Origin of the sequence: Sandaracinus amylolyticus, from assembly GCF_000737325.1 — a bacterium.
Lineage (GTDB): Bacteria > Myxococcota_A > Polyangia > Polyangiales > Sandaracinaceae > Sandaracinus > Sandaracinus amylolyticus.
Genome location: NZ_CP011125.1, coordinates 7,533,824 through 7,549,098, shown reverse-complemented (window position 1 = coordinate 7,549,098; position 15,275 = coordinate 7,533,824). Strand labels below are relative to the sequence as shown.

7 protein-coding genes are annotated in these 15,275 nt (G+C 72.0%); 5 read left to right on the top strand and 2 right to left on the bottom strand.

What is annotated here, in order from left to right; genetic code table 11:
* The first annotated feature begins 137 nt into the window (after positions 1–137).
* From DB32_RS31840 to DB32_RS47335, 5 genes are all read left to right on the top strand, one after another.
* Complete coding sequence (locus DB32_RS31840; protein ID WP_053236416.1) at positions 138–1,496, top strand: sensor histidine kinase; 1,359 nt, start codon at positions 138–140, stop codon at positions 1,494–1,496.
* On the top strand, positions 1,493–2,830 hold the full coding sequence (locus DB32_RS31835; protein WP_053239025.1) for a sigma-54-dependent transcriptional regulator: 1,338 nt from the start codon (positions 1,493–1,495) through the stop codon (positions 2,828–2,830). The genes DB32_RS31840 and DB32_RS31835 overlap by 4 nt, the downstream gene beginning before the upstream one ends.
* 5 nt (positions 2,831–2,835) lie before the next feature.
* Positions 2,836–3,870, top strand: coding sequence for a hypothetical protein (locus DB32_RS31830; protein ID WP_157069621.1), 1,035 nt, complete (start codon positions 2,836–2,838; stop codon positions 3,868–3,870).
* A gap of 125 nt (positions 3,871–3,995) precedes the next feature.
* Positions 3,996–8,891 carry a DUF4215 domain-containing protein gene (locus tag DB32_RS31825; protein ID WP_169791621.1) on the top strand — a complete coding sequence of 1,632 codons (4,896 nt, stop codon included), beginning with the start codon at positions 3,996–3,998 and terminating at the stop codon, positions 8,889–8,891.
* A 5-nt stretch (positions 8,892–8,896) separates the two neighbouring features.
* Positions 8,897–9,712: a diguanylate cyclase domain-containing protein gene (locus DB32_RS47335; protein ID WP_157069620.1), complete on the top strand. Its 816-nt coding sequence runs from the start codon at positions 8,897–8,899 to the stop codon at positions 9,710–9,712.
* A gap of 9 nt (positions 9,713–9,721) precedes the next feature.
* On the opposite strand, the gene DB32_RS31815 is transcribed toward DB32_RS47335, so the two are convergent.
* Both DB32_RS31815 and DB32_RS44585 read right to left on the bottom strand, forming a co-directional pair.
* Positions 9,722–10,330, bottom strand: a complete 609-nt coding sequence (locus DB32_RS31815) for a hypothetical protein (protein WP_053236412.1) — start codon at positions 10,328–10,330, stop codon at positions 9,722–9,724.
* 142 nt (positions 10,331–10,472) lie between these two features.
* Entirely contained in the window at positions 10,473–15,239 is a 4,767-nt protein-coding gene (locus DB32_RS44585; RefSeq protein ID WP_075097676.1) for a cytochrome b5 domain-containing protein, read from the bottom strand.
* Positions 15,240–15,275: the final 36 nt, after the last annotated feature.

Sequence of the window (15,275 nt, the reverse complement as noted above, 5' to 3'; positions counted from 1 at the left end):
GAGCCGCTCGAGCTGTCGGGGGTGTCGGACGGTGCGCGCCGGATCTCCGGACGCTTCGGCCGCCGCGATCCCGCGTGATCTCGCGGACCCTGCGTGGCTCGTGGTTTGCTGAGCCGGTGACCGGAGCCTCGCGTCCTTTGCAAGCACCCGCATCGCATCCCCGCACGCTCGAGGAACGCGCGAAGGCGCTCGACGATCTCGAGCAGCTCGCGAGCTCGCGCGTCGTCGGCGAGATCATCCGTCACCGCAAGCGTCTCGCGCCCGTCGGGCTCACGATCATCCTCGGGCTCTCCTGGGTCGGTCCCGCGGTCTGGCGGTGGACGCTGCTCGTCTTCGCGGTGCTCTCGATCGCGTCGCTCGGATACTTCGAGCGGCGCGCGTGGAAGGACGGACGGCTCAGCCACGGGCAGATGCTCGCGACCGCGTGGATCAGCGGGATCGCGCAGCTCGTCGTCGTGTTCGTGCTGGGCGGGCTCGCGGGGCCGATCGCCGTCGCGCTCCCGCTGATCTCGGTGGTGATGAACCTGATCGCGCCCACGCGCTTCGGGATGATCTTCGTCGCGTTCGTGCAGGTGCCGACGGTCTGGGTGTTCGCCGCGGTGCAGGCGTCGGGCGTGCTGCCCGATCTCGTCCCGAGCGCGTGGCACGGGCTCTTCGCGCCGCCGGGCACGCCGGGGTGGGGCCCGTGGTTCGGCGCGGGGTTCCTCTCGGTCGTGCTGCTCGGCGGGATGGCGATCGGCCGCGCGCTGCGCACCGTGCTCATGCAGATCCTGCGCGAGCAGGTCGAGGATCGCGATCGCGAGCTCGAGATGTACGAGGAGACGACGCGCGCGCTCTCGCAGATGACCGCGGAGATCGCGCACGAGCTCAAGAACCCGCTCGCGAGCATCAAGGGGCTCGCGGCGCTGGTGCGCAAGGATCTCGGCGGACAGACCGCGGAGCGCATGGACGTGCTCCGGCGCGAGGTCGACCGCCTGCAGCTCATCCTCGACGAGTTCCTCAGCTACTCGCGCCCGCTGGTCCCGATCGACGAGCAGCACGTCGATCTCCACGCGCTCACGCGCGAGGTGCTCGAGCTGCACGAGGGCATCGCCCGCCAGCGCGACGTGAGGCTCGTCGCACCGGACGGCGAGCTGCATCTCCGGTGCGATCCGAGGAAGATCAAGCGCGTGCTGATCAACCTCGTGCAGAACGCGATCGAGGCGAGCCCGCGCGACGGAGAGGTGCGTGTCGCGATTGAGCGCGACGGCACGAACGCGCGCATCGAGGTGCTCGACGAGGGCACCGGGATCGCGAGCGGCGCGGACGAGAAGCTGTTCACGGTGGGCTTCACCACGAAGGACGAGGGCACCGGCATCGGCCTCGCGCTCGCGCGTGGTCTCGCGCGGCAGCACGGCGGCGACCTCACGCTCGAGAACCGCGTCGATGCGCGCGGGTGCGTCGCGACGCTCGTGCTCCCGCCCGCGCCGATCGTCGCGCAGGAGGTGGCGTCGTGACGCGCGCGCTGGTGGTCGACGACGACGCGGGCGTTCGTTACACGCTGCGCGGCTTCCTCGAGGACGCGGGGCTCGACGTCGACGAGGCGAAGGACGGCGCGGACGCGCTCGCGCGCCTCGAAGATCACGCGCTCGTGATCACCGATCTGCGCATGCCGCGCATGGACGGGATGGAGCTCCTGCGCCGCATCAAGGCGCGGCCGGACGCGCCGGTCGTCGTGATGATCACCGCGCACGGCTCGGAGCGTCAGGCTGTCGACGCGATGAAGCTCGGCGCGTTCGACTACTTCAAGAAGCCGTTCGAGCCCGACGAGCTGCTCGCGGTGGTGCGCCGCGCGCTCGAGAGCGCGACGCTGCGCGCCGACAACACGCGCCTCGCGGGTGAGCTGAACCTCGCGCGCACGATGGTGTTCGATAGCGCGCCGATGAGCCGCCTCGCGGTGCTCGTGCAGCGCGTCGCGCCGCGCGACGTGACGGTGCTGATCACCGGCGAGAGCGGCACCGGCAAGGAGCGCGTCGCGGAGGCGATCGTGCGCGCGTCCTCGCGCCGTGATCGACCGTACGTGCGCTTCAACTGCGCCGCGATCACGCCCGACCTCGCGGAGGCCGAGCTCTTCGGGCACGCGAAGGGCGCGTTCACCGGCGCGCACCGCACGCGCGCGGGGCTCTTCCGCGAGGCCGACGGCGGCACGCTGCTGCTCGACGAGATCGGCGAGATGGACGGGCGCACCCAGGCGAAGCTGCTGCGCGTGTTGCAAGAAGGCGAGGTGCGTCCCGTCGGCGAGGATCGCCCGGTGGCGGTCGACGTGCGCATCGTCGCGGCGACGCATCGCGATCTCGCGCAGCTCGTGAGCGAGGGGAAATTCCGCGAGGATCTGCTCTATCGGCTCAAGGTCGTGCACCTCTCGGTGCCCCCGCTGCGCGAGCGTCCCGACGACGTGCCGATGCTCTTCCGGCACTTCCTCGATCGCTACGAGGAGCGCTTCGGCACCGGACCGCTGCGCGTGCCCGACGGCGTGATGGAGCGGCTCGTCGCATATCGCTGGCCGGGCAACGTGCGCGAGCTCGAGAACGCGGTGGAGAGCCTCGTCGCGCTGTCGAGCGATGGCGAGATCGATCCCTCGTTGCTCCCCGACGCGGGCGCGCCGAGCGCGAGCGCACCGACGAGCGCCGGCCTGAAGGAGCGCGTCGAGGCCTACGAGCGCGGGCTGATCGTCGCGGCGCTCAAGGAGTGCGGCGGCAACCGCAGCGAGGCTGCGCGACGGCTCGGCATCTCCCGTGCGACGCTGCACGAGAAGCTCAACAAGTACGGCCTCGGCGCCGCGGAGGAGTAGCTCGCATGCGACTGGCTCGACGCGAAGGTGTGTCATCCCTCGCCAACCCAACGCTCCTCGTCCTCGCGAGCTCGTTGTGCACGCTCGTGCTCGTGCTCGATCCGACGTCCGCGAGGGCGTGCTCGCTGCCGACCCCGTGCCCGGAGATCACGCACACGTCTCCGCCCGACGGCGCGACCGATGTCCCGCTCAACGTCGAGATCGAGGTCGCCTATCACATCGATCTCCCGCCCGGCCACGAGCCGGTGCAGCTGCGCGACGCGATCACGCTCCGCGACACGACGACCGGCGAGCTCGTCGCGCTCGAGCGCTCGCCCGTGTGGAACCGGATGCGCCCCGTCGCGATGCTCGCCGCGGATCGCACGTACGAGGTGCTCGGCGCGCGCGACTACGGACACCTCGCGATCGAGTGCGCGGCCGGAGCCGCGGAGGTGCTCGCGACGTTCACCACCGGCGACACGATCGACGACACGCCGCCGACCGCGCCGAGCGTGAGCGCAAGCGCGTGCTCGCCGGTGGTCTGCGGGAACGACGGGTGCTGCGGGCCGCACGTCGCTGCGGTCGTGCGGTTCACCTGGTCGTCGACCGACGACGGCGGCCTCGCGCTCGTGTACGCGAACGGCGCGGTCGGCGGAGTGCACACGATCTCGACCTCGGGATCGGTGGAGCGCATCGTGTCGGGCACCGGCACTGCGCTGCACATCGTGCCGCGCGTGCCGCGCGCGTCGGGCACCGGAGCCGGCCTCCTGGCGATCGATGCCGCGGGCAACGTGTCGGCGCCGACGCCGCTGCCGGCCGCCGATCTGGGCTGCGCGAACGACCTCGACCCCGACGGAGGCGTGCGCGCCGACGCGTCGGCGGACACCGACGCAGCGACGAGCGTGGACGCAGGCATCGATGCGGGCGCCGACGCGAGCACGGCGCGTGACGACTCGGGCTCGTGCGCGGTCTCGCGCGGCCGTGTGTCGCTCGCACCGATCGCGACGATGCTCGCGATCCTCGCGCTCGCGCTGCGTCGTCGTCCACGCGCCCGCGCGTGATCGCGCGGCGCGGGGGTACGCCGAAGGCCGACATCGGCGCTGCGTCCCGTGCGCTCTCACGCGAAAAACGAGGCAGGCCGCTCGGAGAGCTCGCGTATCGTAGCCCCGTCGTGGGGGAGGTCCTCGTGCGTCGCGCCACCTCGTTCGCTCTGCTCTTCGCTTCGCTCTGGCTCTTCGCGTCTGCCGCGTCCGCGCAGACGACCGTCCCGGGCGGCAACATCATCAACCAGACCTGGACTCCAGCCGGGAGCCCGTACCGCATCAACGGGGACATCATCGTTCCCGCGGGCTCCACGCTGACGATCCAGCCCGGCGTGGTGATCGACGTCGCGACGAGCGACGGGCAGGGCTCGGGCGCGAGCACGACACGCGTCGAGATCATCGTGCAGGGCTCGCTGCGGGTGGAGGGCACGGCGTCCTCGCCGGTCACGATCCGCAGCACGGGCTCGGCCGTCGGCAGCTGGTGGGGCATCGCGGTCCAGAGCGGGGCCAGCGAGGCGATCATCCGCTACGCGAGCATCGAAGAGGCCACCTACGGGATCCGCTCGAGCGCCGCGGGCAGCGCGCTCGTCGTCGCCGACACGACCATCCACACTTCGCAGTACGGCCTCTGGCTGGACGCCGGCGCACCCGACCTGCAGCGCCTGACCGTGCACTCGTGCTCGAACGCGGGCGTGCGGATCACGCCGGGCGCCGGCGCGACGCTGACCGATGCGGTGCTGCGCAACAACTCGACGTACGGCCTCCACGTCGAGCAGAACGCGTCGAGCACGGTCGACACGGTGCTGCGTCGGAGCACGGTGAACGCCAACGGCACGTACGGCGTGCACGTGGAGTCGACCGCGGGGGCGCGCGCAGTGCGCGTGCTCGACAGCATCGTGACGAACAACGGCGGCTTCGGCGTGAACCGCTCGGGGGCGGGCACGGTGATCGAGGTCTCGCACAGCGACGTGTGGAACAACGGCACGAACTTCTCGGGCTCGCCGATCACGCAGTCGAACAACATCGCGTCGAACCCGCTCTTCGTGAGCGCGCCGACGAACCTACGGCTGACCTCGAATTCGCCGGCGCGCTTCGCGTCGAGCACGGGAACGGACATCGGCGCGCTGCCTTACACCGGCGACGCGACGGCGGGACTGCACGGGACGCTCTGGGTGAACACGACGCTGACCGCGGCGGGCAGCCCGTACACCGTCGCGGGCGACCTGACGGTCGCGCCGGCCGTCGTGCTGACGATCGAGCCCGGCGTGACGCTCCGCTTCGCGAACAGCAGCGACGCCATGGGGTCGGGTGAGGTCACCACGCGCGCCGAGCTGCGCGTCTTCGGTCGTGTGGTCGCGGCGGGCACCGCCGAGCGCGAGATCACCTTCGAGAGCTCGGGGACCAGCATCGGCGCGTGGTACGGCGTGCGCCTCTACGGCACCGGCAGCTCCACCTTCGATCACGTGACGATCCGCCGGGGCACCTACGGTCTCTACCAGAGCGCGGCGGCCAACCACGTCGTGCAGCGCACGACGATCCACGACGCGCAGTACGGCGTGTGGGTCGCGATCGGTGGGCTCGTCGCGGACTCGCTCACCGTGCACTCGTGCTCGAACGCGGGCGTGCGGGTCACGGCGGGCGGGGGCGCGACGCTGACGAACACGGTGCTGCGCAACAACTCGACGTACGGCCTCCACGTCGAGCAGAACGCGTCGAGCACGGTCGACACGGTGCTGCGTCAGAGCACGGTGAACGCCAACGGCACGTACGGCGTGCACGTGGAGTCGACCGCGGGGGCGCGCGCAGTGCGCGTGCTCGACAGCATCGTGACGAACAACGGCGGCTTCGGCGTGAACCGCTCGGGGGCGGGCACGGTGATCGAGGTCTCGCACAGCGACGTGTGGAACAACGGCACGAACTTCTCGGGCTCGCCGATCACGCAGTCGAACAACATCGCGTCGAACCCGCTGTTCGTGAGCGCGCCGACGAACCTGCGGCTGACCTCGAATTCGCCGGCGCGCTTCGCGTCGAGCACGGGAACGGACATCGGCGCGCTGCCTTACGGCGGCGACGCGACGGCGGGACTGCACGGGACGCTCTGGGTGAACACGACGCTGACCGCGGCGGGCAGCCCGTACACCGTCGCGGGCGACCTGACGGTCGCGCCGGCCGTCGTGCTGACGATCGAGCCCGGCGTGACGCTCCGCTTCGCGAACAGCAGCGACGTCATGGGGTCGGGTGAGGTCACCACGCGCGCCGAGCTGCGCGTGTTCGGTCGTGTGGTCGCGGCGGGCACCGCCGAGAGCGAGATCACCTTCGAGAGCTCGGGGACCAGCATCGGCGCGTGGTACGGCGTGCGCCTCTACGGCACCGGCACCTCGACCTTCGATCGCGTGACGATCCGCCGGGGCACCTACGGGCTCTACCAGAGCGCGGCGGCCAACCACGTCGTGCAGCGCACGACGATCCACGACGCGCAGTACGGCATCTGGATCGCGATCGGCACGATGGTCGCCGACGCGATCACGGTCCACTCGTGCTCGAACGCGGGCGTGCGGGTCACGCCGAGCGGGGGCGCGACGCTGACGAACGCGGTGCTCCGCAACAACTCGACCTATGGGCTCCACGTCGAGCAGAACGCGTCGACCACGCTCGACACGCTTCTCCTGAGCAGCACGGTGAACGCCAACGGGACCTACGGCGTGCACGTCGAGTCGAGCGCGGGCGCGCGGTCCGTGCGGGTGCTGAACAGCATCGTGACGAACAACGGCGGCTTCGGCGTGAACCGCTCCGGGGCGGGCACGGTGATCGAGGTCGTGTCGAGCGACGTCTGGAACAACGGCACGAACTTCTCGGGCTCGCCGATCGTACAGAGCGGGAACATGTCGGCGAACCCGCTGTTCGTCGCGGCGCCGAGCGACCTGCGCCTCACCGGATCGAGCGTGTGCGTCGACGCGGCGAGCGTGATGCTCGCGCCCGATCACGATCGCAACGGCGTCGCGCGCCCGCTCGACGGCAACGGGATCGGCGGCGCGCAGTTCGACATGGGCGCGTACGAGTTCCCGTACATGGTCATGTGCGGCAACGGCGTCGTGGAGACCGGCGAAGCGTGCGACAGCGGCGCGAACAACGGTCAGTACGGCCACTGCAACGCGGGCTGCACCGGCCTCGGGCCGCGCTGCGGCGACAGCGCGACGAACGGGCCCGAGCAGTGCGACGACGGCAACGCGAGCAACGCCGACGCGTGCCTGAGCTCGTGTCAGCTCGCGACGTGCGGTGACGGCGAGGTGCGCACCGGCAGCGAGCAGTGCGACGACGGAAACACGTCGAGCACCGACGCCTGCATCATGTGCCAGAGCGCGCGCTGCGGAGACGGCTACGTCCGCACCGGCACCGAGCAGTGCGACGACGGCAACACGGTGAACACCGACACCTGCGTCGGCGCGTGCGTCGCGGCGCGCTGCGGCGACGGGTTCGTCCGCGCCGGCGTCGAGACCTGCGACGACGGCAACACCGCCGACGGAGACGGCTGCCCGAGCACCTGCATCCTCGCCGCGGCGACCTGCGGCGACGGCATCGTGCAGGGCAGCGAGCAGTGCGACGACGGCAACTCGGTCACGACCGACGGCTGCATCGCGTGCCAGGCCGCGCGGTGCGGCGACGGCTACGTGCGCGCGGGCGTCGAGGTCTGCGACGACGGCAACACCAACAACGGCGACGCGTGCCTGAATTCGTGCGTCGCGGCGCGCTGCGGCGACGGCCAGGTGCAGGCGGGCGTCGAGGCGTGCGACGACGGCAACCCGAGCAACACCGACGGGTGCCTCACGAGCTGCGCGGTCGCGACGTGCGGCGACGCGTACACGTGGTCGGGCGTCGAGCAGTGCGACGACGGCAACGCGAGCGACACCGACGCGTGCGTCGGCGCGTGCGTGCTCGCGCGCTGCGGCGACGCGTTCGTGCGCAGCGGCGTCGAGCAGTGCGACGACGGCAACACGAGCAACGGCGACGCGTGCCTCAACTCGTGCTTCGACGCGCGCTGTGGCGACGGCTACCCGCGCGCCGGCGTCGAGGCGTGCGACGACGGCAATACGAGCAACGACGACGCGTGCCTCAACTCGTGCGCGGCGGCGAGGTGCGGCGACGGCTACACGCGCGCCGGCGTCGAGATCTGCGACGACGGCAACACGATCGACACCGACGGCTGCGTCGGCGCGTGCCAGCTCGCGCGCTGCGGCGACGGGTTCGTGCGCACCGGCACCGAGGACTGCGACGACGCGAACACGAGCGACACCGACGCGTGCGTGATGTGCAACGCCGCGCGCTGCGGCGACGGCTCCGTGCAGGCGGGGGTCGAGAGCTGCGACGACGGCAACCGCGTCGACACCGACGCGTGCCCGAACTCGTGCGCGTCGCCGGACTGCGGCGACGGCATCGTGCAGAGCGGCGAGACCTGCGACGACGGCAACGAGAGCAACGAGGACGCATGCCTCGTGGGCTGCGCGGCCGCGTCGTGCGGCGACGGCTACGTGCGTGCGGGGGTCGAGGACTGCGACGACGGCAACGCGATCGAGACCGACGCGTGCCTCTCGGAGTGCGAGCCGGCGCGCTGCGGCGACGGCGAGGTCTGGGCCGGCATGGAGGAGTGCGACGACGGCAACACGAGCGACGACGACGCGTGCGTCGACGGCTGCTTCGCGGCGACGTGCGGCGACGGCTTCGTTCAGGAAGGCGTCGAGCAGTGCGACGACGGCGACGTCGACGACGGCGACGGCTGCAGCGCGGAGTGCACGATCGAGGGCGGCGGCGACGGCGGCATCGACGACGACGCGGGCACCGGCGATCCCGACGCGGGCACGATCGGCGAGGACGCGTCGACGAACGACATCGACGGCGGCACGTCGGACAGCGACGCAGGCACGACGCCGCCGAGCGAAGGCGGCTGCGCGTGCCGCGTCGGCGCGACGCAGACGAGCGCGCCGTGGCTCGCGATGGTCGCGCTCGGGCTCGTGATCGCGCTGCGCCGCAGGCGCGCGCGGTGAGAGCGATGCGGCTGCGCGACGGGATCGGCGTCGTCGATCTCGCGCGCGGCCGCGTCGTGATGCCCGGCGCTCGAGAAAAGGTCGACGCCGCGCGCTCGACCGTGTTCCACGTCGTCGACGCAGCCCGTCCGATCGCAGTGCTCGCGCCCACGTCGCACCGCGAGCGCGCGGCCAACGTGCTGCTGCGCGAGCTGCCGGTCGTCGCCGCGATCGAGCGCGAGGCGACCGGTGCGGCCGTCGCGTCGTGGTGGTCGCGTGACCCCGAGGACGCGAGCGAGGACGCTGCCGGCGCGATCGCGGTCCTGAAGGCGTGCGGCGGATGGGACGAGTCGCCGGTGATGGTCATCGCGTTCACGTTCGGGCGCTGGCTCACCGTCGACGTCGCGTTCGACGGCGAGTGGCGCGCCCAGGTGCGCGAGGAACGCACGGAACTCGAGCAGCTCGGCGGGTCGGAGCCGATCGTGTTCGTCGACGTCGATCGGATGCGGGACTTCAACGTCGCGTATGGCTACGAGGACGGCGACCTCGCGCTCGCGCGCGTCCACGCCGCGGTCGGAGCGCTCGCGCGCTCGCGTGGACGTCTCGCGCGTGTCGGCGGCGACGAGCTCGCGATCCTCCCGGCGCCCGGCGTCGACGCGCAGGCGACGTGCGAGGCTGTGACGCGCGCGGTCGCAGGGCTCGCGATCCCGTTCATTCATCCCGAGGTACCCAGCGGACACCTCGAGGTCACCGCGGTCGTGGTGACGCGATCATCGCGGGACACGCTGCGCACGCGCTGCGACGCCGCGCTGCTCGGAGCGCGCCGGCGGCGTCGCACGTGATCGTTCGCGCTACTCCGGCAGCTCGACGCGCACCGTCAGGGTCTTGCCGCGCAGGCTCGCGACCGGCTTGCGCAGCCCGAGCGCGCGCACCGCGGCGACGATCTTCGCGATCAGCGCCTTCGTCTCCTTCGGCGTGCTCGCGGCCTTCTTCTTCGCGCGGAGCTTCGCCGCCGCGCGCTTGATCTCGTTCGCGCTCGACTTCGCGATCGGCGCGTCGGCGAGCGCGAGCGGCGAGTCGGCCTCGGGCGTCGCGCCCGCGTAGGTCACGAGCGCGTACGACTTCTCCTGCCCGAGCTCGATCGCCTTCTCTCGCGGGAGCGCGTCAACCACCGCGATGAGGCGGTATGCGGTCCCCGGCGCCATCCCGATCTCCTGCTCGACCAGCGCGTCGAACGAGGCGTAACGCTGCTCGAACAATCGCTCGCGGAGGATCGTGCGGAGCGCTTCGCCGATGTCGTAGAAGTCCTCGACGATCCGCGCTTTGCGGCGCTCGATCAGCGCGAGCAGCGACTTCAGCTTCTTCGCGCGGGTCTCGTCCCCGAGCGCCTTCGCCTGGCGGGCAGCGTTCACGAACGCGCTCGTCGGGCCCTTCTTCGCCGTCTTCTTGCGGGTCGCCACGACGCGGAGCGTACCTCACGCCGGTGTGAGCTCCGACTCACACCGGTGCGAGTCGCAGCTCACACCGGTGTGAGTTGGAGGTCGCGCTGCAACGAGGAGGCGCAAGGCGGTCGCGTCGGCTCACTCTCCTCGGAAATTCTCCTCACCCGAGCCCGCGCGCGAACCTCACCGCCGCGCTCTCGTCGAGCGTCGCGAACGTCGACGCGCCCTCGTCGCGCGCGATGCGGTTCACCTGCAGCACGCCCGCCGCGCTGCTCAGCACCAGCGCCACGCGCGCGAAGCTCTCGCCGATGCGCTCGCGCAGCCGGCGCATCGCGTTCTCGAAGTCGGGATCGTTCCGCCGCGGCGCCTGGCGCATGTCGACGACGATGCCCCACTGCCGGTGCTGCAGCTGGAAGTGCGAGATCACGTCGTCGTTCGAGTGCAGGACCTCCTCGATCGTCTCGAACGGGACCGGCGTGCGCCGGAGCACGAGGAAGCGGCCGACGCCGTCGATCTCGAGCGTCCAGTGCGGGTTCGCGTGCATCGTCGTCATCGTGCTCTCCACCTCGGAGGCGCGTCTCGCGGGCGGGTGCGCGACCCAGCCGCTGCTCTGCCCCAGTCGCTGCGCGATCGATCGATGATATCGCCGCAGCTCGTCCACCATGCGCCGGCAGGCGCTCTGCACGCGGGCGCCGTCGCGCTCGATCACGTGCTTCTCGTGAGCCTCGTACGCGCGCACCGCGTCGCGCGCGATGTGCTTGAGCGACGCGAGGAGCGCCGCGTCCGCGCGCTCCAGCACGTCGATCGCGTGGGTGAGCCGCCGCCGCTCCGGGCCCGGCTCGCCCCACTCGTCGTCCTCCGCGATCACCCGCGTGACGCTCTCGAAGAGCGCGGGCACGAGCCCGTCGACGAAGCGCGCTTCGTCGCTCGCGAGCAGCGCCGTCACCTCTCCGCGCATCACGAAGGGATCGTCCTCGGGCGCGAAGAACGCCTGCGTCACCGCGCTCACGTGCGGGATCGACTCCGCGCACAGCGCGTCGACGTAGCTGCAGAGGAAGCGATGGTGCGTCTCGACCGCGTGCTGCAGCTTGTACGGCGAGCGCGGGCGCAGCGGCTCGTCCCGCGTCGTCTCGCCGTGCTGCAGCGCGTGATCGTGGCGCAGCGCGTTCTGCATCTCGACGAGCAGGAAGAGCAGCGACACCCACGCGCCGTGCGCGACCGAGAGCGACGCGCGCCGGCTCTTGCCGTTGCCGTGCACCGTCGCGATCACGCCGCCGAGATCGAGCGCGCGCAGCCGGCCGATCGCGTACATCTCGCGCGCCGCGTGGATCTCGGTGCGCCCTGCGTGGGAGCGCGCGTAGCCCGCGGTCGCGTCGAGCCCCGCGTAGGCCTGGAGGATGTGCCGGCCGCCCGGGTGCTCGCGGATGAACTGCGTCATGTCGTAGACGCGGCCTTCGATCGCCATCCAGTGGCCGTGCGTCTCGTCGTTGTGCCGCGCGAGCTCCGACGCGTCGATCGGCGGCAGCGCGTCCTGCTCGCGATCACCGCTGAACACCTCGATCGCGAGGCGGCCCTCGGCGACGATCTCGGCGATGCGATCGCGCGCCTCGGTCGCGGGATCGTCGGTGCGCGCGTGTCGTCGGAAGACCTGCTCGAGCGCGTCGAGCGCGCTGCGCGCGAACGCGGTCCGGCCGCACACGTAGACGTGCGCGCCGGCGCCGCCCTCGGCCGCGCTGCGCACCAGCGCGTCGAGCCGCGCGCTCGTCTCGGGATCGAGGAGCAGATCGGGTACCCGCTTGCGCGTCCCGTCGCGCCACTCGATGCGCGCGCGCCCTCCGTCCTTCACGACGCGCGCGTCGACGTCCTCGCGCGAGATCGCGACGCGCAGCTCGAGCGTGCCGCTCTCGAGGTGCGGCGCGAGCTCGTCGTCGTACGCGAAGTGCGCGCGCTCGCGCATGCCGAGGAAGAGCCACGCCGGGCCCGCCGCGAGCTGCCTGCCGCGCTCGACGAGGAACCCGCGGAACGGCGAGAGCCCGGTGCCGCCCGCGATCATGACGATCGGCGTGCGCGCGCTGCGCGGCAGGCCGAAGCGCGCGGGGTGCTGGATCACGATCGCGATCGGCTCGTCGCGCGACGCCGCGCGCGCGAGGAACGACGAGCACGTGCCGCGGCGCTCGATCTCGGGGCCGCCCTCGGTCGTGCGGGTGCGGTACGCGACGCGGCCGATCGTCAGGTGCAGCTCGTCGGCGTGACCGCCGCCCGCCGAGCCCATCACCGACGAGATCGAGTACATGCGGAACGCCTCGGGCGGCAGCAGCTTCGCGAGCGCCGCGCTCGGCTCGCCGGTGGCGGGATCGCGCACCAGCCTCGAGGGATCGAAGCCGCTCGTCGCGAGCAGCTCGAGGAGATCCCAGAGCTCCCAGCGCGACGTGGTGCCGCTCGTGATCGCGTGCTCGAGCAGCGGGTGCTGGGTGCGCGCGTGCAGACCCTCGGCGAGGCGCGGCCCGACCGGGCGGATCGCGCCGAAGCGCAGCATGTCGGCGAGGCGCAGCGTGTCGCCCGCGTCGACGTCGGGGCGCATCGCGAGGTGCTCGCGCCACTCGGGCGTGAGCGGCATCTCCTCGTCGCCGGTCGCGCGCAGCGCGCGCAGCGTCCGCGCGATCAGCGAGTGCGCGTGCTCGGGCAGCACGCCGCAGCGATCGCCCGCCTCGAAGCGCACGCCGGTGCCGCGCACGTCGAGCACCACGGTGTGCACGCCGCCCGCCGCGTCGGGATCGCTCGGCAGCACGCGCGCGGCCTTCGCGCGGTGCACCGTCGCGGGGAAGCTCTGCACGCGCTCCTCGCGCGCCTTCTCGAGCTCGCCGTCGACCTGGTCCCACGTGCGATCGCGGAACATCCCCTTGAAGCCGCCGATCGTGACGCTGCGGCCGACCTTGAAGGCGAGCTCGAGGTACCCGTAGACCTTCATGCGGTGGCGGCCGAGGAACCCGTTCGGCCCGGCGTACTCCGCGACCACGTCCTGCAGCAGCCCGCGCAGGTTCGCGTCGCCGCGCGTCGCGACGTAGCCGGGCACCGAGATCTCCTGCAGCGCCGCGAGGAACGCGCGCCACAGCGGCGGGTACGTCGTGCGCAGCGCGTGGATCTCCTTGCCGAGGAAGGTCTCGTAGCGCTTGCGACCGAAGAACACGTCGAGCGTGTTGAAGATCGGCGAGCTCGTCCCGCTCGGGCCCTGCACGCCCTCCTGCATCGGCACCGCGAACGGCGCGACGCCCTTCGCCCAGATCACCGGATCGACGTGGGTGCGGCCGCGCGGGTTGGGATCGATGTGCAGCAGCGACTCGCGCACCACGCGCTGCAGGCTCGTCAGGATCGTCGCGAGCGCGCACTCGAGCGCTTCGCGATCGTCGGTGACCACGGCCTCCTGCGCGCGCACCACCGCGCTCACGATCGGCGCGGTGTGCGCGAGGATCTCGGTCTGCGTGAGATAGAAGACGCGCTCCTCCTTCGTGTCGACGGTCGGCACGAGCAGGCGGAGGTTGTCGACGCGCATCGGATCCGCGGCCTCGGGATCGACGAAGCGCCAGTTGTAGACGATGAGGTCGAGGTACGAGAGCACCGCGGGCCCGCGCCCGAGCCGCTCGCGCACCTGGGCCCACGGCCTCGTGAGCGCGTCGGGGTGGCGCCCCGGCGGATGCGCCTCGACGTAGTGGTACGCGTGCGAGAGCATCGCGAGCACCATCGACGCGCGCAGCAGGTGCTCGTCGGCGAGGTGCTCCGCGCTCGCATCGAGGATCGGCAGCGCGTCGATCTCGCGGCGCAGCTTCAGCGTGCGGTAGAGCGCGGGGAGCTGCGCGGCGACCTCGTCCCACGCGCGGTGCGACGCGGGCATCGACGTCGCGGGCTGCTCGCGCGGCATGAAGCCGTGCAGGTCGGAGAGGAACCCGCGGTTCTCGTGGCCGAGCGTCTCGTAGTCGCGATCGGACTCGTCGAGCACCGCGCGCGACGGGATGACGAGCGTGCCCGGAGGGCGCGACGTGAGCGCGTGCGTCGGCACCCACGAGGCGCGCTTCGGTGCGTCCGACGCGCGCTTCACGCGCGGGCGCTGCGCCGCAGGCTTCGTGATCTCGGGCACGCGCTGCGCGTCGTCGTCGCTGCGCACGCGGCCGACCCAGCGGTACTCGCGCGCGAACTCGTGCAGGTAGCCGTCGAGGTAGCGGCGCTGCGCGGGCGTGAAGACACCGCGGCGCACCGTCTCGAGCTGCTCGTGGCCGTCGCTGGTGTCCATGCGGCGCAGGAAGAGCAGCGTCGCGTCGCGTCCGCCGAGCAGGCCGCGCAGGTACGTGTGCTCGGGGCGCGCGTGCGACGTGTCGAAGACGTGGCCCGCGAGCACGACGAGCTCGCGGCGCGACGCGATCTCGTCCGCGTCGTGATCGCGTCCGTCCTCGCTCGGCACGAACGGGCCGCGCTCGGGGCGCGGGTGCGTGGGCATCGCGCGCAGCCGCGCGACGTAGCGCGGGTCGAGGCGCATGTCGGTCGCGCCCGCGACGAGGATGTTGCGGTAGCGCTCCGAGGGCCGACAGCGCGCGTCGAGGATGTCGGGGATCCCGACGTACGCGTACGCGCGCACGCGCCGACCGCCGTACGTCGTGACCGAGGTCTCGACGCGACGGTACGTGACGCCGAGCGCCTCGAGCTGATCGAGCCGCGCGAGATCCGCGTCGCGACACGCGTGCAGCACGCCGTGCACCGCGTCGTCGGTCGCGGGCTGGATGTTCCCCGTCCCGCCTTCGATCGGGAAGAAGTCGGGGATGTCGAAGGTGAGGCGCCATCCTTCGAGGATCGCGGGCTCCGAGCTGAGCGGATGGACGCCCTTGGCGCGGAGCGAGATGACGCTGAGGTTCGAGCCGTATCCGAAGTAGTGGAACATCCAGCGAAACGACCGCTCCCGCCCCCAGGTGGTGAA

Excerpts from the sequence above, each read along its gene's own strand:
- DB32_RS31830 (WP_157069621.1), top strand. The coding sequence starts at position 2,836 with ATGCGACTGGCTCGACGCGAAGGTGTGTCATCCCTCGCCAACCCAACG.
- DB32_RS47335 (WP_157069620.1), top strand. The coding sequence starts at position 8,897 with ATGCGGCTGCGCGACGGGATCGGCGTCGTCGATCTCGCGCGCGGCCGC.
- DB32_RS44585 (WP_075097676.1), bottom strand. The coding sequence starts at position 15,239 with ATGTTCCACTACTTCGGATACGGCTCGAACCTCAGCGTCATCTCGCTC.